20 protein-coding genes are annotated in these 23,568 nt (G+C 69.0%); 14 read left to right on the top strand and 6 right to left on the bottom strand.

Annotation, left to right across the window (positions count from 1 at the left end):
- The first annotated feature begins 32 nt into the window (after positions 1 to 32).
- Complete coding sequence (locus ACZ69Q_RS29405; RefSeq protein ID WP_471047227.1) at positions 33 to 2,090, top strand: restriction endonuclease; 2,058 nt, start codon at positions 33 to 35, stop codon at positions 2,088 to 2,090.
- A gap of 605 nt (positions 2,091 to 2,695) precedes the next feature.
- On the opposite strand, the gene ACZ69Q_RS29400 is transcribed toward ACZ69Q_RS29405, so the two are convergent.
- Positions 2,696 to 3,346 (bottom strand): DUF4328 domain-containing protein, encoded by a 651-nt coding sequence (locus tag ACZ69Q_RS29400; RefSeq protein WP_471047225.1) that lies wholly within the window; start codon positions 3,344 to 3,346, stop codon positions 2,696 to 2,698.
- Between the two features lie 285 nt (positions 3,347 to 3,631).
- On the opposite strand from ACZ69Q_RS29400, the gene ACZ69Q_RS29395 reads away from it, so the two are divergent.
- The gene (locus tag ACZ69Q_RS29395; RefSeq protein ID WP_471047222.1) at positions 3,632 to 4,447 is read left to right on the top strand and encodes a sulfite exporter TauE/SafE family protein; all 816 of its coding nucleotides are present in this window, start codon (positions 3,632 to 3,634) and stop codon (positions 4,445 to 4,447) included.
- 327 nt (positions 4,448 to 4,774) lie between these two features.
- Here the strand turns inward: ACZ69Q_RS29395 and ACZ69Q_RS29390 are convergent, their stop codons facing one another.
- Both ACZ69Q_RS29390 and ACZ69Q_RS29385 read right to left on the bottom strand, forming a co-directional pair.
- A complete protein-coding gene (locus tag ACZ69Q_RS29390) occupies positions 4,775 to 5,344 on the bottom strand; it encodes a potassium channel family protein (RefSeq protein ID WP_471047219.1) in 570 nt (189 codons plus the stop codon).
- Positions 5,341 to 5,919: a hypothetical protein gene (locus ACZ69Q_RS29385; RefSeq protein ID WP_471047217.1), complete on the bottom strand. Its 579-nt coding sequence runs from the start codon at positions 5,917 to 5,919 to the stop codon at positions 5,341 to 5,343. Before ACZ69Q_RS29385 ends, ACZ69Q_RS29390 begins: the two co-directional genes overlap by 4 nt.
- A 413-nt stretch (positions 5,920 to 6,332) precedes the next feature.
- On the opposite strand from ACZ69Q_RS29385, the gene ACZ69Q_RS29380 reads away from it, so the two are divergent.
- The 4 genes from ACZ69Q_RS29380 (at position 6,333) to ACZ69Q_RS29365 (ending at position 9,967) form a co-directional block, all read left to right on the top strand.
- A complete protein-coding gene (locus ACZ69Q_RS29380) occupies positions 6,333 to 6,878 on the top strand; it encodes a hypothetical protein (protein WP_471047215.1) in 546 nt (181 codons plus the stop codon).
- A 450-nt stretch (positions 6,879 to 7,328) separates the two neighbouring features.
- Entirely contained in the window at positions 7,329 to 7,730 is a 402-nt protein-coding gene (locus ACZ69Q_RS29375; protein WP_471047212.1) for a hypothetical protein, read from the top strand.
- A gap of 125 nt (positions 7,731 to 7,855) precedes the next feature.
- Complete coding sequence (locus tag ACZ69Q_RS29370; protein WP_471047210.1) at positions 7,856 to 9,466, top strand: MFS transporter; 1,611 nt, start codon at positions 7,856 to 7,858, stop codon at positions 9,464 to 9,466.
- Positions 9,467 to 9,610: 144 nt separating this feature from the next.
- Positions 9,611 to 9,967 carry a carboxymuconolactone decarboxylase gene (locus ACZ69Q_RS29365; protein ID WP_471047207.1) on the top strand — a complete coding sequence of 119 codons (357 nt, stop codon included), beginning with the start codon at positions 9,611 to 9,613 and terminating at the stop codon, positions 9,965 to 9,967.
- Positions 9,968 to 9,969: 2 nt separating this feature from the next.
- On the opposite strand, the gene ACZ69Q_RS29360 is transcribed toward ACZ69Q_RS29365, so the two are convergent.
- The gene (locus tag ACZ69Q_RS29360) at positions 9,970 to 10,293 is read right to left on the bottom strand and encodes a putative quinol monooxygenase (protein ID WP_471047205.1); all 324 of its coding nucleotides are present in this window, start codon (positions 10,291 to 10,293) and stop codon (positions 9,970 to 9,972) included.
- A 109-nt stretch (positions 10,294 to 10,402) separates the two neighbouring features.
- Here ACZ69Q_RS29360 and ACZ69Q_RS29355 point away from each other — a divergent pair, with 109 nt between their 5' ends.
- The gene (locus ACZ69Q_RS29355) at positions 10,403 to 10,939 is read left to right on the top strand and encodes a winged helix-turn-helix transcriptional regulator (protein ID WP_471047203.1); all 537 of its coding nucleotides are present in this window, start codon (positions 10,403 to 10,405) and stop codon (positions 10,937 to 10,939) included.
- A 78-nt stretch (positions 10,940 to 11,017) separates the two neighbouring features.
- On the opposite strand, the gene ACZ69Q_RS29350 is transcribed toward ACZ69Q_RS29355, so the two are convergent.
- Complete coding sequence (locus ACZ69Q_RS29350; protein WP_471047202.1) at positions 11,018 to 11,854, bottom strand: enoyl-CoA hydratase/isomerase family protein; 837 nt, start codon at positions 11,852 to 11,854, stop codon at positions 11,018 to 11,020.
- 299 nt (positions 11,855 to 12,153) lie between these two features.
- Between ACZ69Q_RS29350 and ACZ69Q_RS29345 the strand changes: the two genes are divergently transcribed.
- Entirely contained in the window at positions 12,154 to 13,140 is a 987-nt protein-coding gene (locus ACZ69Q_RS29345; RefSeq protein ID WP_471047200.1) for a polyphosphate kinase 2 family protein, read from the top strand.
- Between the two features lie 233 nt (positions 13,141 to 13,373).
- The gene (locus tag ACZ69Q_RS29340) at positions 13,374 to 14,753 is read left to right on the top strand and encodes a hypothetical protein (protein WP_471047199.1); all 1,380 of its coding nucleotides are present in this window, start codon (positions 13,374 to 13,376) and stop codon (positions 14,751 to 14,753) included.
- 8 nt (positions 14,754 to 14,761) lie between these two features.
- Here the strand turns inward: ACZ69Q_RS29340 and ACZ69Q_RS29335 are convergent, their stop codons facing one another.
- Complete coding sequence (locus tag ACZ69Q_RS29335; protein ID WP_471047197.1) at positions 14,762 to 15,796, bottom strand: hypothetical protein; 1,035 nt, start codon at positions 15,794 to 15,796, stop codon at positions 14,762 to 14,764.
- A gap of 609 nt (positions 15,797 to 16,405) precedes the next feature.
- On the opposite strand from ACZ69Q_RS29335, the gene ACZ69Q_RS29330 reads away from it, so the two are divergent.
- The 5 genes from ACZ69Q_RS29330 to rpmA all read left to right on the top strand — a co-directional run bounded on the left by ACZ69Q_RS29330 (position 16,406) and on the right by rpmA (position 23,458).
- On the top strand, positions 16,406 to 17,527 hold the full coding sequence (locus ACZ69Q_RS29330) for a hypothetical protein (protein WP_471047195.1): 1,122 nt from the start codon (positions 16,406 to 16,408) through the stop codon (positions 17,525 to 17,527).
- Between the two features lie 48 nt (positions 17,528 to 17,575).
- Complete coding sequence (locus tag ACZ69Q_RS29325; protein WP_471047193.1) at positions 17,576 to 18,340, top strand: TIGR03936 family radical SAM-associated protein; 765 nt, start codon at positions 17,576 to 17,578, stop codon at positions 18,338 to 18,340.
- A 262-nt stretch (positions 18,341 to 18,602) separates the two neighbouring features.
- On the top strand, positions 18,603 to 22,622 hold the full coding sequence (locus ACZ69Q_RS29320) for an Rne/Rng family ribonuclease (protein WP_471047191.1): 4,020 nt from the start codon (positions 18,603 to 18,605) through the stop codon (positions 22,620 to 22,622).
- 246 nt (positions 22,623 to 22,868) lie between these two features.
- Positions 22,869 to 23,189 (top strand): 50S ribosomal protein L21, encoded by a 321-nt coding sequence (gene rplU / locus ACZ69Q_RS29315; RefSeq protein WP_007381993.1) that lies wholly within the window; start codon positions 22,869 to 22,871, stop codon positions 23,187 to 23,189.
- A 14-nt stretch (positions 23,190 to 23,203) separates the two neighbouring features.
- Positions 23,204 to 23,458: a 50S ribosomal protein L27 gene (gene rpmA, locus ACZ69Q_RS29310; protein ID WP_351064556.1), complete on the top strand. Its 255-nt coding sequence runs from the start codon at positions 23,204 to 23,206 to the stop codon at positions 23,456 to 23,458.
- Positions 23,459 to 23,568: the final 110 nt, after the last annotated feature.

Raw genomic sequence — 23,568 nt, 5'->3', positions numbered from 1 at the left:
GTGCCGACGTCCCTGGGGAGGGCAGGTAGCGCATGAGTCGTCGCTCTGCTGGTTTGGTCGGCGTCTGGGCTGAGATGCAGCGTCAGCAACAGCGCCAGATGGAAGCTGAGGCGAGACAGCGCAGGGAGGAAGCTCGGCAGGCGCGGGCTTATCAGCGGCTCGCTGCTCAGGGGCATCGAGAGTTTCGGCAGGCGGAGGCCAGGCGGCGTACGGAGGAGATCGAAGCCCAGGTCGTGTCCCTACAAGGACTGCTGGTCGCTGGTTGCCATGCCCCGGTCTTCAGAGCGTCGTCCCTGATGCGCCCGGAAGAGATTGCACCGTTCGATCCAGGGCCGCTTGCGTGGCCTGTGCGTATGCCGGATCAGAGCCAGTACCAGGCGCAGGGAGGCTGGACCGCAAGTCGGCGTGCACAAGCTCAAGCCGAGGCGCGGGCTCATTTCGAACGTGACTGGCACGCGGCGCAGGCTGCCGAAGCGCAGCGGCAGCAGCAGTTAGCGGCCGCACAGCAGGAGTATGCGCGAGGGGCGGAGGCTCAGCGGTCGGAGATACGTCGGCACAACGGCGGCATTGTCGAGGTGACCGCGGGGGTGAGGCGAGGCGAGCCGGACTCCGTGATCGAGTACTTCTCGGCCGCGCTGTACTCGTCGACTGCCTGGCCTGATGGGTTCCCGCGGCAGGTTGCGGCAGCCTTTGACCCAGCGGCCCGACAACTCGTCCTGGACTGGGAGATGCCCACGTACGACGTCGTGCCTGAGGCGAAGTCGGTGAGGTACGTCCCCTCTCAGGACCAGGACAAGGAGACCGCTCGTCCGGTGACCCAGCGTCGGGCGTTGTACCGAGAGGTGCTGGCGCAGAGCATGCTGCTGGTGTTGCACCAGCTATTCGCCGCGGATGAGTACGGCATCCTCGACTCGGTCGCCTTGAACGGCTTCGTGGACGCGCCGGACCCGGCGACGGGGAGGCAGTCGCACATTTTTCTGGCGACCGTTATGGCTGGACGGTCGGGCTTCACCGAGCTGCATCTGGAGCAGGTGGATCCCGTCAGTTGTCTGACCGACGCTTTGCGCGGACAGCTCGCCACTCGCCCCGATCAGCTCACCTCGGTGCGGCCGAGCCGTCAGCCTCGGGACGTCGGCAATCACGTCGTCACGCATGGCGGGGATGAGGAACCGGATCTGTACGACATGGATCCGATCGCCTTCGAGTCGCTGGTCGCGGAGCTGTTCCGTGCGATGGGGATGCAGGCGGTGACGACTGAGCGCTCGAACGACGGAGGCGTTGATGTCGACGCCCTGGACCCGACTCCCATCCGGGGCGGCAAGATCGTCGTACAGGTGAAGCGCTACCGGGCAACGGTGCCGCCTACTGCTGTGCGTGACTTGTACGGCACGGTCCAGGACCGTGGCGCCAACAAGGGCGTTCTGGTGACCACCTCGGCTTTCGGACCCGGTTCGCACACGTTCGCCCGCGGTAAGCCTCTGGAGCTCATCTCTGGTAGTGAGCTTGTCGATCTGCTGCACAGGCACGGGCTACGTGGCCGTCTGGGGGAGGGAGGGCGAGCGGCTCCTACGCAAACGGCGCCGTCCGGGTCAGCAACCCCGACTGACGACTACAACGTGTTGGGTATGACGTGGTCGGGGAATGTCGCTTTGGACGTGTGCGCGCTCGTATGTCGCGGTAGCCGGGTTCTGAGCGAAGAGCACTTCGTGTTCTTCAACAACCCCCAGACTCCGGATGGTTCGGTGCGAGCAGTGCCGGCGCGGGCGCCGGACAAGGCAGCTATTCGTGTTTCCTTTGACGCGCTCCCTCAGGAAGCTGATCGGTTCGTGGTCGTGGCTGCTGTTGACCCAGAGGTGAACCCGGACGCGGACCTGTCAGGCTTCACCGACGCTTGTATCAGGCTGCTGGATCCGGCAAGGGTGGAGCTCGGCCGACTTGACGTCTCCGATGGCCGCTCCGGGGAGACAGCTCTGGTGCTGGGCTCCTTCCGGCACCGGCCGAGCGGTGACTGGGACTTCGTCCTCGGTGGAAAGGGCTACTCGCGGGGTCTGGAACAGCTCCTCCAGGACTACGGCATCGAGGTGGAGTAGCACCACCCACGCTCTGTGTAGTTCAGGGCGTGCCCGCAGATGGACACCCACATCCAGATCGGCCCGACCGGGAAGAAGCTGCTGCCTCTGACGGTCAAGAACGCGGCGCCGGCGCCTAGCGGTCACTCCCACTGAGGTGAGCGAGGCTCTCGATCGGGTGATTGCGGCCCTGGCGGGGGCTCGCGAGGAAGAGGTGGCCGCTGCGCTGGCTGCTGTCGCGGCTTCTAGTCTTCGAGAGTCAGTGCCACGGCGAGGGCCTGTCACGCCTCTGCCAGGCCCCGCAGAGCCCGCGGGCATCCACTCAGAGGTCGAGTGGGTCCGAGTGCTCAGACCTCGGTGAGGTCCCGTATGGCGATGTTGAGCCCCCTCTCGATACAGAGGGGGCTCAATGCTGTCCTGCGCCGGTGAGCTGCCTGAACGGTCGGCTCAGCTTGCCTTTGGCAAGTTGATATCCAGGATGGTGATTGCTGGATGGAGTCGCGCGACGTCTATGGCGGCGTACATCGCGATCACTCCCCCAAATCAGATCCTGACCAACGACGCGCCACGGATCGCGTGGACACGCAAACGCCCAGGGGTCCTCAGGATCTCGCTTGGCCCGTCGGTCAGACCTCAGCGGGCGTCATCGCCGAGGCGCGTTCCAACCTGCGAATGAGCTGCCAGACGACGACGATCGATAGCGCAGCGGCACAGATGTACAGACCATCGCTGATCATCAGTTGCCGTAGGGAATGACGAGCCTGGCCCGCATTGACCGCCTTCTTCAGATCCGCGGATGCATCGCTGTACGCATTCGCCGCGACGAGGACGGACAGCCACCATGCCGTGAGCAGAGGATGTCCGCGACGACGCTGCGGTTCCGGGCGGCTGGCAGCCCACAGGTCGTTGATGAACATCTTGGGTACGAAGAGCTGCGCCAGCGGTATCACCCAGCCGAAGACCAGCCACATCCTGCGCCGACGCTGTCCCTGCCGCCAGAGCACATCCGCGACGTCACGCATGTTGGCGAGCCAGATGCTGAACTGAAGCAGGGCCACAAGGAGCAGTCCTGTCCGCCAGCCCATCAGGTTTCTGAAGTACGTGTCGACCTCGACCAACGGGTTGTCGACATACGGCCCTGGCGTCAGCGGCCCCGCTAGCAGTTGATACTTCTGCCATGCTGCCAGCCCGGCCGCGAGGGTCACCAGTGCGAACGTGGCGAGGACGCCGGAAGCAAGCCGGGCCTGCCCGCGCGGCAATGTAACTGCTTCAGCCACCTCACACCCCCTGGAAGGCCGCCTGTTCGGACTTCCCGCAGGTCGGCAGCGGATCTTAACTCCCAGGTGGGCGGATGCCACAGCCCCAACTCGTGAGCCCGGCGGCGGCTGTGCTGCTCCCTGTGCTGCATGCTTCAGAAGGTCTCGTCAAAGCCTGCCCGACGCCGGGAGCAGACCAGCGGGTTCAGAGGAGCCGACGAGTCGGAAGCGGATGCCGGGTGGCATCCCCCGAGAGTGGAGCCGCGCCGTAGCGGCTATGGCGTGCCGTCAGTGAGGATGCCCGTCATGACCACCGACAGCGACCTGATCCGCCAGCGCTCGACACACTCCATGCCGCTGGCGTTCGTTGCCGGAGGGGCTGTTGGCGTGCTGGGCGGGATGATCGGTCTGGGCGGCGCGGAATTTCGGCTCCCGCTGCTGATCAGCCTGTTCGGGTTCGCCGCGCTCTCAGCGGTCATCCTGAACAAGGCGATGAGCCTGGTCGTGGTCCTGGTCGCGCTGCCCGCCCGTCTGGCAGCAGTGCCGGCATCCGAGCTGGGCGCGCACTGGACCATCGCAGCCAACCTTTTGGCCGGCAGTCTGCTCGGTGCTTGGGCCGGGGCCACGTGGGCGGTGCGGATGCGCAGCTCAACGCTCTACAAGGTGCTCGCAGCCCTGATGGTTCTCATGGCCGCTGCCCTGCTGATCACACACAGCACCGCCCTGGGGACGCTCGACCTGCCGCTCTGGGCCCAGGTACCGAGCGGGATCGTCGCGGGGTTCGGTATCGGCGTGGTCGCCGCGATCATGGGTGTCGCCGGGGGCGAGTTGCTGATCCCGACGATCGTGCTGCTGTTCGGCGCGGACATCAAGCTGGCCGGAAGCCTGTCCTTGCTGGTGTCCCTGCCGACCATGCTGGTCGCGTTCGCCCGCTACAGCCGAGACGGAAGCTTCGCCGTGTTGGGCGCCAACCTCCGCTTCACCATGGTCATGGCCGCCGGCTCGATCGCAGGCGCACTGCTGGGCGGACTGCTGCTGGGCGTGTTCTCGGACGCGGTGCTGATTCCAGTACTGGCCGTGATTCTGCTCGTGTCCGCGATCAAGCTCGCTCGTCATGACTGACAGGCAGCGCAGGCGAGCGCCGGTGCAGGCCCGGAAAGGCAGACCTCTCATCGACTCGACGGCGCTGTTCTGTAGTTCCGAGCATGCCCGCAGATGGACACCCACATCCAGATCGGCCCGACCGGGAAGAAGCTGCTGCCTCTTACGGTCAAGAACGCTGGTCCGACGCCGGCTTCGAGTGGTCACTTGCACTGATGTGGGCGAGGCCCTCGCTCGGGTGATGGAGGCCTTGGCGGGGGCGAGTGAGGACGAGGCGTCTGCGGTGCTGGCTTCGGTCGGGGCTTCCCGGCCGGGCCCGCCGCATCGACCGGCATCGTCGTGGGAGATCTACTCGGAGGGCTGTGCGCCGGAGGCGCCTCCCGGTTGTCGGCTCCGACCGACAGCGCCCATGATGATCTTGATCGCGAGTCCGAGGATGACGAGATCAGCGATCATCTGCCCGGTGACCACGAGCCGAGCCGCCTCGCTCTTGGCCGTGACGTCACCGAACCCGACCGTCGCGAAGACGGTCACGGCGAAGTACAACCCGTCGGTGTGCGTCAGTGGCTCGCCGAAGTTGCTGGCCGACATTGCCGCCATGACGACATAGGTGCCGGCGAACAGCAGCAGGAAGAACGGAACACTGGTGGTCAGGGCTTCGACGGCCCGCAGTCCCGGGAACGGTGACCGGAAGATCGAGCGCACCTGAAACGCGACCAAGCCGGTGAACACCATCAGCCCGACCACCAGCATCGTGACGGCGAACCAGGCCGAGGAGTGGTCCAGGGGCAGCAGGAAGTACAAGGTCACCAGCGCGGTGGCGGATCCCACGATCCGCAGAACAACCCGCACGATCATGCGGCGCGGGGGTCTGGCCTCACGTCGGGTGTCCAGCCTGCGGCCGGCGCTGTCAGTCACGGGTCGCGGTGTGTGGGGGAGGGCTCACCGACAGCGGCGCGCAGCCAATCGTGAGCACTACCGGGGTCGAGGGTGGCGAGAAACGCTGTGAGCGGGCCATCCCAGCTCTCTTTCGCACGTTCGGCCGCTGCAGCGGCGACCATCTGCCGTGTGTCCGTGTCCTTGCAGCGAATCAGCGTGATGGCGGCATCGGGGCCGGCTTCCGCGAGGATCCTGTGGGCTTGCTGCGCGTTGGATCCGACGTGACCTTTGTGCACTCCAGCGGCGTGGGCCCCGACCCTTGCCCCTTTCAGCGTGGCGAACAGACCCATGAATCCGACCATCCACGCGAGGGAGATGCGGAACAGGGCGTTCACGAAACCGTTGGCCGTCAGCACGCGAGACTGAGTCACCCTCAGCGAGCCGTCGGCGTTTCCTCTGATCACCACAGCAGTCGTGCCGCCGGTGCGGGCCTTCCTGCGGAAGCCTCGCCCGAGCGACACCAGCATGCGTTCGGCGCGATGGCGGTTGTCGAAGCTGGCGATGACTACCGCTTCCTGCCCGGATTGCGCGACCGAGGTGGTCTCCGACGTCATGGGGAGTCCTTCGCAGCCGAGGGGCCGACATCAGGACCTGGCTGAGGGCACAACCGCGCCTGCTCGATGGGCTTGCTGTGTCATTTTAGCTGTTCAGAAGCCCGTCGCTCTATCGATCATGCACGGGTTCGAGCGTGGCGGCTCGGCCGGGTGCTTCTCGCGTTGATCGACGCCGTGCTCATCTTCACCCGACTGGGTGACCTCGGTGTGCCCGGGGCTGCCGGGCTGGGCGCCCTGGCCGACAGCGGCACATCCACGGCGCTGCGGGCGCTCGGCTTCCACACCCGAAGGCTCAGGTCAGCAGGCCCGGGTGTCCGAGTGCCGCCGTCGCTGCCAGAGCCGTCGTCAGCTACGTCACCCTTGTGCCGCGTCCTGCTGGTACGGCTGGCCGGGTTGGCTGACGCTGGACGGAAATGGCCGACGAGGTGGGAGAAGCCATGGAGCGCCAGACCAACCGATGTGCTGTTGTCGGGGTGGCCGTCATGCTTGGCTGGGCCGGTCTGACCGGCTGCTCGTCCGACGACGAGTCGCCGAGCTCTCCCGCTTCCTCGGCGGCTTCTGTTGTGAAGTCCGGGGCGTCCGAGCTTGCTTCTGCGGCCAGCAGCGCGGCAGCGTCCGCGGTGGCTACTGCGGCCGCTTCCGCGGAGGCGGCTGCCTCGTCTGCGCTGAATGAGGTGAAGGGCGGCCTGGACGCCAAGTCGGACGTCACCCTGGGCAGCGTCGCGACGGACTCCGACGGCAAGGCAGAGGTCCCGGTGACCATCGCCAACCACGACTCGAAGTCGAGGAGCTACATCATCGTGGTCAATTTCAAGGACCAGTCGGGCAACTTGGCCGACGTGGTCGTCCTCGACGTCTCCCAGGTCGCCGCAGGCAAGACCGCCAAAGCCACAGCTCGGAGCAACCGCGACCTGACCGGCACGGTGACCGCCGAGGTCCGCGACGCATTGCGGTACTGAACAGGTCCATGGAGGCTGAAGCAGCTTGATGCGGCGAACGTAGCGCCACTTCCGAAGCGCCGGTCGTTGTTGGCTATAGCCCGCAGGTGGACACCCACATCCAGATCGCCCCGACCGGGAAGAAGCCGCTGCCCCTGACGGTCAGAACGCCGGCCCGGCGCCTGCCGCGAGCGGCCACTCCCACTGAGGTGGGCCAACTCGGAGGTGGAGGCGGCTGTCGCCCGAGTGGCTGCTCTCGGTTCGCGAGGAGTGCTCCTGGCTTCCTAGCGTGGCGATAGCCGCTACGGAGGAGCCGACATGCCAGCGAGTGAGCCGCCGGGGAACGGGCCTCGGTGGGGGAGACCAGGCGATGGCTCGCCCTCTTCCGGGCAGTGGGCGTCTCCTGCTGGGCCGCCGCAGAAGGGACCGCGGGGCCGTGCCTGCCTCTGGGGGTGCGCCGGCGCCCTGGCCGTGGTCATCGGCATCGTCGTGATCGCGCTGGTGATCACGCTGGGGAATGACGACGAGGGCACCACGCCCGCGCCCAGTCAGGCCACCACCGGGGAAACGCCGCAGGAAGCGCAGGGCGAACGAGCGGACCTCATCAGTTTCCAGCTCGACGACCGCTCAACGGCCGGTCTCACCAATATCTGGGTCGTTTGGACGATCAAGAACAGCAGCAGTGAGAAGTCCGACTACTCGTGGGACTGGGAGGCGGTCGACGCCGGCGGCACACGACTGGCGAACGGTTCTCAACTGGAGACCGACGTGCAACCCGGCCAGACCGCCCGCGGTGAGTACCCCACGACGCTCAAGAGCGTGAAGGGCATCAAGCTCAACATCACCAGCTTCGACCGCACTGCCGGCTCCTGAGCATCAGTCCCGCAGGTCCGGTCACATCCTGATCGGCCCGACCGGCAAGAAGTCGCTGTGCGCCGAGCGGCTGAACTCTGTCGTGGGTCAAGGATCCGGGCCTGGATGGGGGCAATGCTTCGGCCATGACGTCCAGGACTGGCACGGCTGAGGGTTCGGCAAAGGCGGGGCTCGTCCTGTGGACACTGGCGGCCGGTCAGTTCCTGATGGCGCTCGACAGCTCCGTCATGAACGTCTCCATCTCAGCGGTGGCCGACGACGTGGGCACCACGGTGACCGGGATTCAGGGCGCCATCACCGCCTACACGCTCGTGATGGCGATGTTCATGATCCCGGGCGGCAAGGTCGGAACACTGATCGGCCGCAGACGCGCCTTCATGATCGGCTGCTGCATCTACGGATGCGGTTCCCTCGTCACGGCGCTCGCGCCGAACCTGCCGGTGCTGCTGCTCGGCTGGTCCTTCCTGGAGGGCATCGGGGCCGCACTCATCCTGCCATCGATCGTGGCGCTGGTGGCCGGCAATTTCCCGGTCGAGCGACGACCCGCCGCTTACGGACTCGTCGCGGCCGCGGGCGCCGTGGCGATCGCGCTCGGGCCCCTCATCGGAGGCCTGGCCACGACATATCTGTCGTGGCGCTGGGTGTTCGCCGGTGAGGTCCTGGTGGTGTCCGGCATTCTGGTGTTCGCCCGAAACATCTCCGACGCCGTGAGCCGCGAGCGCCCGCGAATCGACCTCGTCGGCGCCGCCCTGTGCGCCCTCGGGCTCGGGGTCTTCGTCTACGGCGTCCTCCGCTCGGACGAGTGGGGCTGGTTCCGGCCGAAGCCCGACGCGCCTGTGTGGCTCGGGATCTCGCCGGTCGTGTGGCTGATGCTGGCGGGCGTGCTGTTGATCCGGCTCTTCCTGTCCTGGGAGGCCCGCCTCGTGGAGCGGCACAGGGATCCGCTCATCGACCCGGCGCTGCTGCACATCAGGCAGTTCACCGGCGGCCTGACCATGTTCTTCTTCCAGTACCTCGTCCTGATGGGCGTGTTCTTCGTCGTACCCCTCTATCTGTCGATCGCGCTCGGCCTGTCCGCGCTGGAGACCGGTGCCCGCCTCCTGCCGCTCTCCCTGACCCTGCTGGCGGCCGCGACCCTGATCCCCCGCTTCCTCCCGGACGTCTCGCCGAGGCGGGTGGTCAGGCTCGGGATCCTCGCGCTGCTCGCCGGCGCGGTGGTCCTGCTTGCCGCGCTGGACGCGGACGCCGGGGCGGAGATCGTGACCATCCCGTTCCTGCTGATCGGGCTGGGCACCGGGGCGCTGGCGTCCCAACTGGGCTCGGTCACCGTCTCGGCGGTGCCGGACGAGCAGAGCGCGGAGGTCGGCGGCATCCAGAACGCCGTAACCAACCTCGGTTCCTCGATCGGTACGGCACTCGCCGGATCGATCCTGATCGCCGCGCTCGCCTCCTCGTTCCTGACCAGCTTCGAACAGAATCCGGCGATCCCGGCCGAGGTCAAGGATCAGGCGGCCGTCGAGATCCAGGACGGTGTGACCTTCCTGTCGGACGATCAGTTGAAGTCCGCTCTCGACGAGGCGGGTGTCGACGACGATGTGGCTCAGGCCGCGCTGGACGCCAACGCCGACGCCCGGCTGGACGGCCTGCGTGCCGCGCTCGCGATCCTCGGGTTCGCCTGCGCCCTGGCGATGTTCTTCACGTCGAGGATCCCGACGACCCAGCCCCGCTCCACGTAGGCACGGCACCTCCGGCTCGACGCGCGCCGCCGCAGGACGCCGCCTACGCTTGAGGGGCAATCGCCGGACACCCAGGGGCGATTCCCGCGTCGAGCGGGTGGGCGCGGTTGAAACTTCCTACAGCACCGGAGGGCGGTTCCTGTCATGGCCACTGCATCCGAGACTCCCGTACTCGACACGATCGCCGCGATGACGATCGACTCCCTCGAGCACTGCAACATGGACGAGCGCACGCTCATCCTCTCCCGGCTCGCCGCACTCGTGGCCATGGACGCACCGGCGATCTCCTACCTGGCCCACATCAACCCGGCGATCAAGGCCGAGTTCACCGTCGAGCACCTGCAGGACCTGCTGGTCGCGATCGCCCCCGTGGTGGGGACGGCGCGCGTGATGTCGGCCGCGGGCCATATCGCCGAAGCGTTCGGCGTCACGCTGGCGATGGCCGAGAGCGAGGCCGAGGCCATCGCTCAGGCGGAGGCCCAGAGCCGCACCGGGTCCTGAACTCACGGCCGTAGATCGGCGGGGGCGGTGGTCTTGTCGGCCACGACGTTTCCGCGCATGAGCCACGTCGGGCCTTCGGCGTAGGCGCCTGCCTCGGCGAAGAACGCGGCGAAGTAGGGGCCGTTCGCGTGCGCGTCGAACGCCTCGACGTCCTCGTAGACCTCGTTCAGGTAGAAGACGTCCGCGTTCTCCTCATCCGCGATGACCTCGAACCGGTGCGAGCCGGGCTCGTTCGCCAGGGAGTCGCGAGCGGTCCGCCGGGCTGCCCGGACGAAGTCGTCGCGGTGCTCCGGCTGGACGGTGAAGGACACAAGGAACTGGTACATGGGGCAGCCTCCACGGGCTCCAGTGTGCAGTTCAGTGACTGAACTGCCATCGAGGACGAACGTAGCACGCTTGGTTCAGTGAGTGAACTGGTGCGGGTAGAATCGGCGCATGACGCTCCCCAGCACCTACGCGGACGGCAACTGCTCGCTGGCGCGCACCCTGGAAGTCGTGGGGGAGCGGTGGACGCTCCTCATCGTCCGCGACGCGTTCTTCGGTGTGCGTCGGTTCGGGGACTTCGCCACCCAGCTCAAGATCCCGCGCGCCGTACTGGCCAACCGGCTGAAGTCCCTCGTACAGGAAGGCGTGCTCACCCGTGACGAGGACGCGGGTGCCGGTGTCGAGTACCGGCTGACCGACAAGGGCGTCGAACTGTGGCCCGTCGTACGCGCCCTGATGAACTGGGGAGACGCGTTCTACTCTCCCGCGGGAGTGAAGCGCGTCCTCCGTCACGACCGGGACGGAGGGCTGCTCGACCCCGAGGGACGCTGCGAGGACTGCGGCTCGGCCGTTCCGGTCCCGGAGGTCCGGTTCGAACCCGGACCCGGATTCGAACCGGCCGACTCCGACACCGATCCCGTGTCCAGGGCGATCAACACCCCACGCCGACTCCTCGAACCGGTCACCCCGTCACCCGCCCCGAGCTGATCACCGGATGACGCTCAGCCGCCCCGAGCTGATCACCGGATGACGCTCATTCGCCCCGAGCCGATCACTGGTTGACGCTCAGTCGCCGAACTCCGTCACGGCCCTGCCGAGATCGCGCTCGACGTCACCCGGCGTCTGGAGGCCCCTGCCCGACAGGTGGTCGAGGCGTTCACGGGTCTCGGGCAGACCGACCAGGCCGACGAACGTGGCCGCGTCGGAGCGTACGTTCGCCGGGGCCGGCAGCGTGAGGTCGTTGATGGCGCGCTTGGCGGTCCTGACCCCGGTGGGCGGGAAGCCGGCGATGCGCTTGGCCAGGCGCTCGACGAAGCCGTCCAGTTCGGCGTCGGGCAGGGCACGATTGATCCAGCCGTAGCGCTCGGCGAGGCCGGCGTCGAAGTCGTCGGCGCCGGCGATGGCTTCGATGGCGCGGGTCCGGCCCAGCCGGCGGGCCAGATGCTGTACTCCGCCGGCGCCGGGCATGGCTCCGGTGCCGGACTCGAACTGCCCGAAGATCGCGTTCTCACGGGCCGCGAAGATCATGTCGCACGCCAGCGCGAGTTCGTTGCCGCCGCCGCGGGCCCGGCCGCGCACCTTGGCGATGGTGATCACCGGGACGTGCGCCAGCCTGTACAGGAACATGCCGAGCGAGGCGTCTCCGGGGCCGCCGGCCTTCGCCGCCTCCGCCGTGTACTGCGGGATCGCCGTGAGATCCACATGCGCCGAGAAGTACTCGGCCGAGGCGCTCTCGATGACGACGACCCGCACGTCACCGGGGTCGCCGTACAGCGTGTCGACGAGCGAGACCAGGTCGCGCACGAGATCGACGCCGATGAGATTGAGCGGACCGGCGGAGAGGTTGGCGAACAGGACACCGTCTTCCTGCCGGGTGTGGATCGACGCGTAGGCGAAGCTCATGATCACTCCTTGACGACGAGCACCATGGAGTTCGGGGCGATCCGCTCACTTCACTGTACGAGGGTCCGCCTGGGGTTACGCGGTGAGCGGGCGGGGCGTACCGAGCCGCTACTCCCCGCCCGACCGGCGCGCCCTCGGCGACCCATCCCCGGCGGACCATCCGCGGCGCCCCCCTCGGCGAACCACCCTCGGAGGGTGAAGCGCCGGAGCTCCTTCCGCGGTCGGCTGTTGGGACGGCGCGAGACCGCGCGGCGGGCCGGACGGAGCAGGATCGAGGCGATGAAAGGGGCGAGCCGGCGATGGGTGACGACAGGGCCGCGCGCATAGCGGACTTCATCGGGCCCCTGCGGGTCGAGCCCGGCACGAAGGTGCATCTGGCGGAGGACTTCGATCCGGGCTACAAGGCGGGCGTCCGCAAGAAGAAGGAAGGCGTGCGGCTGCTGCAGGACGGCATCGAGCTGCTCGCGGACTACCAGCGGCGGCTGGCCGCCCAGGACACCTACGGCGTGCTGGTGTGCCTCCAGGCGCTGGACGCCGGGGGCAAGGACGGCACGATCCGGCATGTGATGAGCGGGGTCAATCCGCAGGGCGTGAGCGTGTCGTCGTTCAAGGTGCCCTCGGACGAGGAACTCGACCACGACTATCTGTGGCGCTACGCCTCCCGCCTGCCCGGACGCGGGGAGATCGGGATCTTCAACCGGTCGCACTACGAGGAGGTCCTGGTGGTCCGGGTGCACCCGGAGAACCTCGCCCGGCAGAAGCTGCCGGAGGCGGTGCGCGGCCCCGACGTGTGGGGGCGGCGCTACCGGGAGATCAACGACTGGGAGCGCTATCTCACCGACAACGGCTTCAAGGTCGTCAAGCTGTTCCTGAACCTGTCGAAGGAGGAGCAGCGCATCCGCTTCCTCAAGCGCATCGACGTTCCCGAGCGGAACTGGAAGTTCTCCGCGGCGGACGTCCGTGAACGGGCCAGGTGGGACGACTATCAGCGGGCGTTCTCGCAGATGCTGTCCGCCACCAGCACCCCATGGGCGCCCTGGTACGTCATCCCGGCCGACCACAAGTGGTTCGCGCGGCTGTGTGCCGCGGCCGTGCTGGCGCACACCCTGATGGACATCGATCCGCAGTACCCGCACGTCAGCAACCGGACCCGTCGCGACCTGGCCAAGGTCAGACGGGAGCTGGAGAGCCAGGCCCCGCAGGGCGCATCGCCCGACCCGTACGCGGACTCGGCCGCCGAAGGCAAGAAGGCCAAGAAGGGCAAGAAGAAGCACGGGCGCTCCTGACGGGAGGGCCGGGCCGTGGAACGACGAGGCGCGCGGGCGGGCCCAGAAGCACATCGAGAGTCAGGACTGGCCATCACGATCGGCCTGCTGTCCCGGGGCGGCCGAACGGGGTAGCCCCGGGTGCGCTCGGGTGGGCCGCGTCCGAGCCTGGTGGCATGAGCATCCGCCCATGGGTCGTCGTCGAGGCACCGGACAGTCGTGGTCTTCGCCGGGTGACCGTGGGCGGTGCGACGGTGGGCAGCGCCTGGTCGGTGGGGGAGCTGCGCAGGATTCTCCGCCATCTCGGCTTTCCGGACGATACGGACCTGGAGGACACGACCTCCATTTACTGGCGCGGCGGTGACAGCGGCACGTGGCCGGACCACCCCTGGCGAAGACACACGACGCTCGTGCTGATGATGGCCGGACTGCTGGCGTCCATGGTGCTCAGCGCGGCCGTCGGATGGCCGGACGCCGGCGGGGCGCTCACCTTCGCGCAACGGATGACCGGCGTGCTCTTCGTACTGACGGGCCTCGTGCAGGGCCTGGCCGCGGTGACCGTGCTCGACTACTGGGGGAGACGTCAGTTCAGGTTCTCCGGGGCTGTCGTGCTGCTCGGGGTGCTCATCGCGCTGGCCACGTCCAGCCTCCTGCTCTTCATGTGGCTCGAAGAGATGGAGTACACGCCCTATCTGCTGATGTTCCTGCCCCTTTGGTCCTGGTCGGTGTGGGCGCTCGTCGTTCTCGTGCGGGCGAAATGCTGGAAAGGCGTCCCGTGGCCCAAGAGATTCGCGGCCGGCGTGGTGGCCACCGCGCTCCTGACCGGTGTCAGCCTGGCCTACTCGACCATGTACCAACCGACGGCGGCCCCCATGCACCTCACCTTGAAGGCGGAGTTCGGGGCGGCGCGGGCGGATCGGAAGCTGCCGTTCGTCCATGTGCCACTGACGTTCTCCATGAAGAACACCGGCGGAATTCCCGTCTATGTCATCAATGACATCTACACGGTCCGGGGCAGGGCCGCCGCATACTCCAAAGTACCCAGGGACGCGGAATTGGTGGAGGAGTGGCGAGAGACCGCCGGGGAGTTGGGAAACACGCTGGGGGAGGCCGAGCTCTACATCGGTGATCTCAGGAAGACCACGATCAGCAGCAGTCACGTCTACGGCGCCGGCAAGTGGCTTGAAGTCGGGCAGGAGTTCTCGACCCGGCGCGTCTTCCAACTTCCCAGAGAAGCGGAATACGACACGGTCAGCGTCAATGTGCAGATCTCTTACATGAGGAAGGACCGGGGAAAGCTCGATGTGGACGAGTTCAGTGAGGCGCACTACACGTGGCACGAAAGCGACAAGCGCTATTACTGTTCGTGGGTGCTGTGCGGACAGCAGATCATCTACAGCGGGCGCGTCCGGCACAACAACAACCTCATCAACGTGACACGCAAACCACGGTTCGTGACGACGAGCTGGTCGCCGGGTGTCCGGCCCGTTTCCTCCATCTCCTCGCTTCGTTTCTGGGAGGCAAAGGGCTCCCTGCGGGAAGAACGAACGGAGTTGGACAGGTACGGGGCCGCGAGCATTCGGGCCGACGCGGAGGTGCCCGTGGCGGAACTGCTGAAGTCCGCCGGTGTGTGACGAGGGGCCTATCCCTCGTCGCTCGGCAGCCAGCTCCCCGTCGTGATGCCTTTCTCCTGCAGGTACACGGCCGTCTGTCGGCAGTGGGCGGCCGGCTTTCCGCCGAGCTTCCCGATCAGGTCATTGCCCTCCACGATCTCGGCGAGCCCGGTGATGAGCGGCGCGACCTCGAAGGGGGCGTGGGTGTGCTCGTCGTTCTCCAACTGGGCGCGGACGTCGAGCATGTTGTTTCCCTCGTCGCTGGCCTTCCAGAAGTCCTTGACCCCGGTGCTGTCCCAAGCCGAGGGCGTCACGTCTTCCAGACCCTTCGAGAGTTCCCGCTGCGAAACGGCCTCGAACACGGCGTTGGTGCACACTTCGGCGGCCTCCCCGAGCGGAGAGTCCGGCGGTTCCTGAGCCGAGGCGGCCTCCTCCTGCTCGTCCTTCATCCGGGAGGACCGGTCGTTCATCTCCCGCTGAGCTTCGGCCCGTTCCTCCGGCGAGGCCTCGGGGTCGGTCGCCCGTTTCATCAGCCGACTGACCTCCGCAGTGATCTCCGCGAGCCTCTGCCGCTGCTTCTCGGGTATCTGCCGGTCACTGACAAGGCCCATTGAGGAACTTATCGTCAGGCCCGTCTCGTCACTCCCCTTGTCCTGTTCCTCCGCTTCGGTCGTGTCTGTGATCGCCGCAATCGTCGGCCCGCGCACGCCCTGGGGCGTCTGGGGATCGGCGACCAGGCCGAACTCGGCAGTCATCCGCTTCATCACGACGAAGAGCCGCGAACGGTCCTCGGCAGGCACGTCGGGGGCCTGCCCGGCCTCCAGGGTGGCGGTCACCTGCTGCACGAGCGTGGTCAGTTGTTCCCGTACCTCGGCCGGCGTGCCGTCGTCGCTGATGACCTCCAGCGCCGAGGCCAGTTCTTTCGCGCTGTCGGTGACCGCTCCCCGGTCCTGCGGTGTGGTGTCCGGGGCTTCGGCCGCCCGGAGCGTCGCGGTCACTGTGTCGACGGACGCCGTCAGCTCCTTGGGTACGTCCTCGCGCTTCGCGCTGAGCGTCGTCGTCACGTCTTCAACCGCTTGCGTCTGCTCCGACGGCGGGTCCTTCGTCTTCTCTTCCTCTCCCTCTCCCGGTTCTTGCTCCTGTTCCTTGTCCTCTTCCTGTTCCTCGTCACCGGGCGGTGGGTCATCGGGGGGCGGCGGCTTGGGCGGTGGAGGCTTGGGCGGTGGAGGCTTGGGCTCGGGCGGCGGCGGAGGAGGAGCCGGCGGAGACGTTGTCGTCGGCGTCGGGGTGGGCGGAGACGGAGGCGGGGGTGGAGGCGGTGGTGGCGGTGGTGGCGCCTGTACGGGGGCCTCGGGGCTGCCCGCGTCGGGCGCCTGCTGGGCCGCCACCGCGCTCGTCACACCGGCCGGCAGTGCGAGTGCCGCAGCCAGGAGAGACGCGTTGACCCTGCGGAGGAAGTATCGCCGAGTGGTTCTGGCCATGATGGTTCCCGATGCGCTCTGCGCGGTTCCGCATCAACTGTTGGCCGACCCGGGCCTATAAGTCCACTCTTCACCCGCTCCGCGCATCCCGCAATGCGAACCCCTCGCCCCCCGCCCGGGGTTGTCCTGGAAGATCCCTGGCGATCACCGGGCATCGGGATCCGGACAGGTGACTTGGGCGTCTACACCGATATGGACCTTGAGAAGCCACCGGCTCGGCAACAGCAGCACCCGGCGCCCGAGGGGTGTCTTGTCGTCGCGATCCGGATACCCGTGCGGATCGTCGTGCTCGTACTGGTCGTGCCGGTGCGCATGGCGTGGGACGCACTCGTGGTCGCCGGGCGCTTCCTGAACGACACGGTCCTGCGGCCGGTGGGCCGGGCGCTGCTGTGGCTCGGCCGGGCGGTGTTCGTGTGGCCGTTCGTGGCGCTGTGGCGGTACGTCGTGGTGCCGGTCGCCAAGGGCCTCGCCCGGCTGGGGAACGTGCTCTTCGTCATACCCCTGGTGTGGCTGTACCGGTACGTGCTGACTCCCGTCGGGCACGCGTGCGCGTGGGTGGCCCGGGGGATCGGGGCGGGGCTGGCGTGGCTGTACGCGCGCGTGCTCACGCCCATCGGACACGCCGTGATGTGGGTCCTCAAGGGGCTCGGCGCGGTGCTCGCCGCCATCGGGCTCGGCGTGTTCGGCGCGGTGGCCTGGCTGGCCCGGTACCTCCTCGTCGTACCCGCCCTGTGGCTGTACGAGTGGATCCTGACGCCGGTCGGCCATGCCGTCGCCTGGTGCGCGAAGGGCGTCGTATGGCTTGTGACCACCGTCGTCACCGGTATCGGCATCGCGCTGTACTGGGTCGCGCGCGTGCTGTTCGTGCTGCCCGCGCTGGCCCTGTACCGATGGGTCCTCGCCCCCGTCGGCCGGGTGCTCGCCGTCGTCGGCAAGGAGATCTGGGACGCCCTCGGGCACGCCTGGCGGATCGCCGGACGGATCTCGCTCGCCGTCGGACGGTTCCTGGCGGACCTCTTCCGATGGATCTTCGTCGAGCCGGTGCGCTGGGTGTACCGGACGGTGCTCACGCCCGTCGGGCACGTCGTGCGGGACGCGGTGCTACGCCCCGCCGCCGAGGCCGCGCGCAGTGTGGGCCGGGCCACCCGGCAGGCCATCGCCTCCGCCCGGGAGTCGGTGCGGCAGGCACGCGCCGACTTCCGGCGGATGCTGTTCGGGGAGTCCCGGGAGCGTGAAGCCGTGCCCGGGCGGGAACCCCGGGGCCGCGAGACACGTACTCTTGGTAGTAGTACGACCGCTCTCACGAAGGACTGAACGACACTGGGCAAGCGACAGCCCGAAGGCCCGCCGCCCGCACCCGCGGTGCAGCGCATCCGACTGCGCTACACCAAGCGCGGCCGCCTCCGGTTCACCAGCCACCGTGACTTCCAGCGCGCCTTCGAGCGTGCGCTGCGCCGCGCCGAGGTGCCGATGGCGTACTCGGCGGGGTTCACGCCGCATCCGAAGGTGTCGTACGCCAATGCCGCACCCACCGGCACGGGCAGTGAGGCGGAGTACCTGGAGATCGCGCTCACCGAGGCGCGGGATCCGGAGAAGCTGCGTGTCCTCCTCGACGAGTCGCTGCCCCCCGGGCTCGACATCATCGATGCCGTCGAGGCGCGGACATCCGGGCTCGCCGACCGGCTGACGGCTTCCGTGTGGGAGCTGCGGCTGGACGGGGTGGAACCGGAGCAGGCCGAGAGGGCGGTCGCCGCCTTCAACGCCGCCGAGGCCGTCGAGGTCCAGCGGATGACCAAGAACGGCATCCGGACCTTCGACGCCCGCCCGGCGGTCGCACAACTTGAAACGCATAATGAAACGGCTGATAGGCCGACCGACCAGCCCTGTGCGATACTGCGGCTGGTTGTTCGGCACGTGACGCCTGCCGTACGACCCGACGACGTCCTGTCCGGTCTCCGCGCCGTGGCCGACCTGGCGCCGCCGGTCCCCGCAGCGGTGACCAGGCTGGCGCAGGGGCTGTTCGATGAAGAGACCGGCACGGTGACCGACCCGCTCGCGCCCGACCGCGAGGCAGCGACGGCCCCAACCGAGGCCGAGCCCGCTGCCGCCGCGACGGCGCCGGCGTAAGGAAGGTTCCGCGTAGGGACGTACGTCGAAGCGCAGCCCTCGTACTCGGGAGCCACCTGGGTCGGGCAGCGCACCGACCAGAAGACTTTCGCCAGGCCGTGCGCATGAGGCGTACGGAACCGGCGAGACAGGACACAGAGAGCTCCCGTGCGGCGCCCGCGCCCCGGACGGCGGCAGTCGCGCACCGCGCGAGCCGCGGACGTCACCGGCATGCTGCCGGACCAGGCGCGGCGCCCGGGAGCCTGACGGGAGAAACGCCCGCATGCTCGAACCGACCGAACCCACCGAGGGTTCCGAACTGAACACTCCTAGCGACACCCTGCCGCCGCGCCGTCGGCGTCGTGCCGCGTCCCGCCCGGCGGGACCGCCCGTGGCCGCCGCCGAAGGGCAGCCCACGGAGGTTGTCGAGCCGGCCATACCGGTCGCGGAGGTCGCGGATGTCGCGGCCGTGACCGAAGAGGCCGAAAAGGCCGAGGAGAACGTCGAGGCCCTCGAGGCCGAGGTGACTCCTGAGGCCGCCGAGGACGAAGAGACCGAGGAGCAGGCGGAGGCCGTGGCGGCCGCCGAGGAGGCCGCACCCACCGGTCGTCCGCGTCGCCGTGCGGTGCGCCGCGCGTCCGCGCCCGCCGGGTCGCCCGAGGCCGCCGAGGCTGCCGAGACCGTCGTTCCCGTGACGGCCGCCGCGCCGGTCGCCGAGGAAGAGACCCCGGTCGCCGCCGCGGAGAGCACCGAGGTACCCGCCGAGCCGGCCGCGCCCCGTACGCGCCGCCGTGCCGTGCGCCGGGCGTCGGCACCCGCCGGTGCCCCCGCGCCCGTCGAGGCGGCCGAGCCCGCTGAGGCCGCTGCCGCAGTCGAGACCGCCGAGCCCGCGGAGGTGGCCGAGGAGGCCGCCCCGCGTCGTGCGCGTCGTCGTGCCACGCGTCGGGTGTCCGCGCCCGCCGGGGCTCCGGACGCCGCGGAGGCCGCCGCCGAGACGGAGGCACCCGAGGCGCCCGCCGCAGTCGAGACCGCCGAGCCCGCGGAGGTGGCCGAGGAGGCCGCTCCGCGTCGTACCCGTCGTCGTGCAACGCGGCGCGCGGCCGAGGCCGTTGCCACAGAGGCTCCCGCCGAATCGCCGGAGTCGCCCGAGTCCACCGAGACGCCTGTGACGGCGGAGACCGCCGTGGCCACCGGTGTCGGCAATGAGACCGCGGCCGCCGAGGCTCCCGCCGCCGAGACCGGCGAGGAAGCCGGGCCCCGGCGCCGTCGCCGGGTCGTCCGTCGGGCCGCCGGCGGGTTCGCCGAGCCCGGTCGGACCGCCGCCTCCGACGACGCCGAGGACGCACCGCGCCCGGCGCGGCCCGCCGTGGCCGTGTTCCAGGCGCCCGTGTTCACCGAGCCCCAGTTCCAGACGCCCGAGCGCGCCGCCGCCCAGGCCGCCGCCGCGGAGGCGGAGACCGAGGACGTCGAGGAGTTCCCGGAGGAGCAGGCCGGCGCGTCCAGGCGCCGTCGTCGCCGCCGCAGCGGCGGATACGCCGAGGAGACCGAGACGCAGGTCGTCGAGACCGCCGCCGAGGACGAGACCGAGGACGCCGAGGACGGCGCCGAGGACATCGCCGACGGCGAGGAGACCGAGGACACCGGGTCCCGTCGTCGCCGCCGGCGTGGTGGCCGGCGCCGTCGTCGCGGCGAGTCCGCGGAGTCGGACGCCGAGGACACCGACGAGACCGCCGCCGCGCAGGCCGAGCAGGACGCCGAGGACACCGCCGAGCAGGAGGAAGAGGACGCCGAGGACGACCGTGCCGATGACGGCTCCGGGTCCAGCTCCTCCAGCCGTCGCCGCCGTCGCCGTCGTCGTCGCGCCGGTGACACCTCCGTGGACACCGAGCCCGGCGACGGCGACCCCGAGCGCACCGTCGTCAAGGTCCGCGAGCCGCGCCCGAAGGCCGAGCCGTCCGACGAGGTGCAGTCCATCAAGGGCTCCACGCGCCTGGAGGCCAAGAAGCAGCGCCGCCGGGAAGGCCGTGAGCAGGGCCGCCGCCGGGTGCCGATCATCACCGAGGCCGAGTTCCTGGCCCGCCGTGAGGCGGTCGAGCGCGTGATGGTGGTCCGCCAGTACGGCGACCGTACGCAGATCGGCGTCCTCGAGGACAACGTCCTCGTCGAGCACTACGTCAACAAGGAGCAGTCGACCTCGTACGTCGGCAACGTCTACCTGGGCAAGGTCCAGAACGTGCTGCCGTCGATGGAGGCCGCCTTCATCGACATCGGCAAGGGCCGCAACGCCGTGCTCTACGCCGGTGAGGTCAACTTCGAGGCGCTGGGCATGGCCAACGGCCCGCGTCGTATCGAGTCCGCCCTGAAGTCCGGCCAGTCCGTGCTCGTCCAGGTGACGAAGGACCCGATCGGCCACAAGGGTGCCCGTCTGACCAGCCAGGTCTCCCTGCCGGGCCGCTACCTCGTGTACGTCCCCGAGGGCTCGATGACCGGCATCAGCCGCAAGCTGCCCGACACCGAGCGGGCCCGGCTGAAGACCATCCTCAAGAAGATCGTCCCCGAGGACGCGGGCGTCATCGTGCGCACCGCCGCCGAGGGCGCGAGCGAGGACGAGCTGCGCCGCGACGTCGAGCGGCTCCAGGCGCAGTGGGAAGAGATCCAGAAGAAGGCCAAGAACGGCAACGCCCCGACGCTGCTGTACGGCGAGCCGGACATGACCGTCCGGGTCGTCCGCGACATCTTCAACGAGGACTTCTCCAAGGTCGTCGTCAGCGGTGACGACGCCTGGGAGACCGTCCACGGGTACGTCTCGCACGTGGCGCCGGACCTGGCCGAGCGGCTTCAGAAGTGGACCAGCGAGGTCGACGTCTTCGCCACGTACCGGATCGACGAGCAGCTCGCCAAGGCGCTGGACCGCAAGGTCTGGCTGCCCAGCGGCGGTTCGCTGGTGATCGACCGGACCGAGGCGATGGTCGTCGTCGACGTCAACACCGGCAAGTTCACCGGTCAGGGCGGCAACCTCGAAGAGACCGTCACCAGGAACAACCTGGAGGCGGCCGAGGAGATCGTCCGCCAGCTTCGGCTGCGCGACCTCGGCGGCATCATCGTCATCGACTTCATCGACATGGTGCTGGAGTCCAACCGGGACCTGGTGCTGCGGCGCCTGCTGGAGTGCCTGGGCCGGGACCGGACGAAGCACCAGGTCGCCGAGGTGACCTCGCTGGGGCTCGTCCAGATGACCCGCAAGCGGGTCGGCCAGGGCCTGCTGGAGTCCTTCTCCGAGACCTGCGTCCACTGCAACGGCCGCGGTGTCATCGTGCACATGGAGCAGCCGACGTCCACCGGTGGCGGCGGCAAGCGCAAGAAGCGCGCGCGGGCCGGTGCCGGTCCCGAGCACGTCCACGAGGCGTCCGTCGCCACCGAGCCGGCCGAGACGGCCGAGGAGGAGGCGGAGACCGAGGCCGAGGTCGCTGCCGAGGTCGCGGCGCCGGCCGCGCTGGCCGAGCCGGCGTTCGCGCCGGACGAGGAGCTGTACAGCAGTGTCGCCGAGGCCGAGGCCGCCGCACGCGGTGGTCGTTCGCGGCGCCGCGGAGGCCGGCGGGTGTCGGCTCCGGCGGGTGCGCCGAGGAAGGCCGGGGCGGTGCCCACCGCTCAGGACGTGACCGTCGCCGAGGAGATCGAGCGTCCGGTGCAGCCGGAGCCGGCCGCGCAGGCCAAGGCCGAGCCGGCGGCTGCGGAGGACGCGGTCGTGCAGAGCGCGGCCGCCGAGGAAGCCGCGCCCAAGGGCCGTACGCGGCGTCGCGCCACCCGCAAGGTGTCCGCGCCCGCCGGGTCGCCCGCGGGTGCCGAGGCCACCGTGGTGACGGTCGGCGAGACGGCCGCCGCCACGCCCGAGCCGGTCGCCGAGGCCCCGGCCGAGGAGGCTCCCGCCGCGGCAGAGCCGGTCGCCGAGAGCGCCGCCCCGGCCCGTCCGCGACGCCGTGCCGTGCGCAAGGCCACCGCGCCGACCGCGTCCGACGAGGCGGCCGTCCTGGTCGTCCCGGCGGGCGAGACGCAGGCCGAGCCCACCGCCGAGGCGCAGGCCCCGGCCGCGCAGGAGGGCGTCGAGGAGGCCGCTCCGGCCAAGAAGACGGCCCGTAAGACGGCCAAGAAGGCGACGGCGAAGAAGGCCGCCACCAAGAAGACCGCGGCCAAGAAGACGGTCGCCAAGAAGGTCACGGCCAAGAAGGCGGCGAAGACCACCAAGACGGCCGCGGCCAAGTCGACGGCGAAGAAGACCACGGTCTCCGCCGCCACCGACGAGTGACACACGACGAATGACGTGTGGTGCGGCCGGTCCCTGTGACCGGCCCCACTCTCCTGGGGCCCGGCCCGGTTTGACCCTTCCGGCCACGGCCCCGTAACCTTGACCGTCGGCGTGTCAGTGGATATAGGCACGCCACATCCCCGTAAACCTCTTCCTCCGGAGCACTGGGTGTCCTGGAGAGGCTGTCCGCGTGCCGGACGGCTGGACTGCGGGGGTGCCGTTCCCGAGCGAGAGAGTGAGATCCGCGTGTACGCCATCGTGCGCAGCGGTGGTCGCCAGCACAAGGTTGCTGTCGGCGACATCGTTGAGGTTGACAAGATTTCCACTGCCAAGGTTGGCGACACGGTCGAGCTCTCGACCCTGCTCGTTGTCGACGGCGACGCTGTGACCAGCGACCCGTGGGTCCTGGCCGGCATCAAGGTCCAGGCCGAGGTCGTGGACCACCACAAGGGCGTCAAGATCGACATCCTTCGCTACAAGAACAAGACCGGCTACCGCCGTCGTCAGGGCCACCGCCAGCAGTACACGGCGATCAAGGTCACTGAGATCCCCGCGGCTGCGAAGTAAGGGACTGAGGAGAGATGGCACACAAGAAGGGCGCATCGTCCACCCGGAACGGTCGTGACTCCAACGCTCAGCGCCTCGGCGTGAAGCGTTTCGGCGGTCAGGTCGTCAACGCGGGTGAGATCCTGGTCCGCCAGCGCGGCACCCACTTCCACCCGGGCTCCGGCGTCGGCCGTGGCGGCGACGACACGCTGTTCGCGCTTCAGGCCGGTGCGGTGGAGTTCGGCACCAGCCGTGGCCGCAAGGTCGTGAACATCGTTCCGGTCGCCTGAGTCGTCTGACCCAAGGCTCGACCGAACGCTTCGCGAGGCGGACCTCACTTCCCGGTCGGGAAGGCGGGTCCGCCTTTCGCGTGTTACGCAAGAGATATATCCGTACGTTT

This window comes from Streptomyces sp. NPDC036764, assembly GCF_055609385.1.
The sequence above is the reverse complement of the archived record's forward strand: the minus strand, read 5'-3'. Positions and strand labels throughout refer to the sequence as shown.

Excerpts from the sequence above, each read along its gene's own strand:
- ACZ69Q_RS29405 (WP_471047227.1), top strand. The coding sequence starts at position 33 with ATGAGTCGTCGCTCTGCTGGTTTGGTCGGCGTCTGGGCTGAGATGCAG.
- ACZ69Q_RS29395 (WP_471047222.1), top strand. The coding sequence starts at position 3,632 with ATGACCACCGACAGCGACCTGATCCGCCAGCGCTCGACACACTCCATG.
- ACZ69Q_RS29385 (WP_471047217.1), bottom strand. The coding sequence starts at position 5,919 with ATGACGTCGGAGACCACCTCGGTCGCGCAATCCGGGCAGGAAGCGGTA.
- ACZ69Q_RS29380 (WP_471047215.1), top strand. The coding sequence starts at position 6,333 with ATGGCCGACGAGGTGGGAGAAGCCATGGAGCGCCAGACCAACCGATGT.
- ACZ69Q_RS29370 (WP_471047210.1), top strand. The coding sequence starts at position 7,856 with ATGACGTCCAGGACTGGCACGGCTGAGGGTTCGGCAAAGGCGGGGCTC.
- ACZ69Q_RS29365 (WP_471047207.1), top strand. The coding sequence starts at position 9,611 with ATGGCCACTGCATCCGAGACTCCCGTACTCGACACGATCGCCGCGATG.
- ACZ69Q_RS29360 (WP_471047205.1), bottom strand. The coding sequence starts at position 10,293 with ATGTACCAGTTCCTTGTGTCCTTCACCGTCCAGCCGGAGCACCGCGAC.
- ACZ69Q_RS29355 (WP_471047203.1), top strand. The coding sequence starts at position 10,403 with ATGACGCTCCCCAGCACCTACGCGGACGGCAACTGCTCGCTGGCGCGC.
- ACZ69Q_RS29350 (WP_471047202.1), bottom strand. The coding sequence starts at position 11,854 with ATGAGCTTCGCCTACGCGTCGATCCACACCCGGCAGGAAGACGGTGTC.
- ACZ69Q_RS29345 (WP_471047200.1), top strand. The coding sequence starts at position 12,154 with ATGGGTGACGACAGGGCCGCGCGCATAGCGGACTTCATCGGGCCCCTG.
- ACZ69Q_RS29330 (WP_471047195.1), top strand. The coding sequence starts at position 16,406 with ATGGACCTTGAGAAGCCACCGGCTCGGCAACAGCAGCACCCGGCGCCC.
- ACZ69Q_RS29320 (WP_471047191.1), top strand. The coding sequence starts at position 18,603 with ATGCTCGAACCGACCGAACCCACCGAGGGTTCCGAACTGAACACTCCT.
- rpmA (WP_351064556.1), top strand. The coding sequence starts at position 23,204 with ATGGCACACAAGAAGGGCGCATCGTCCACCCGGAACGGTCGTGACTCC.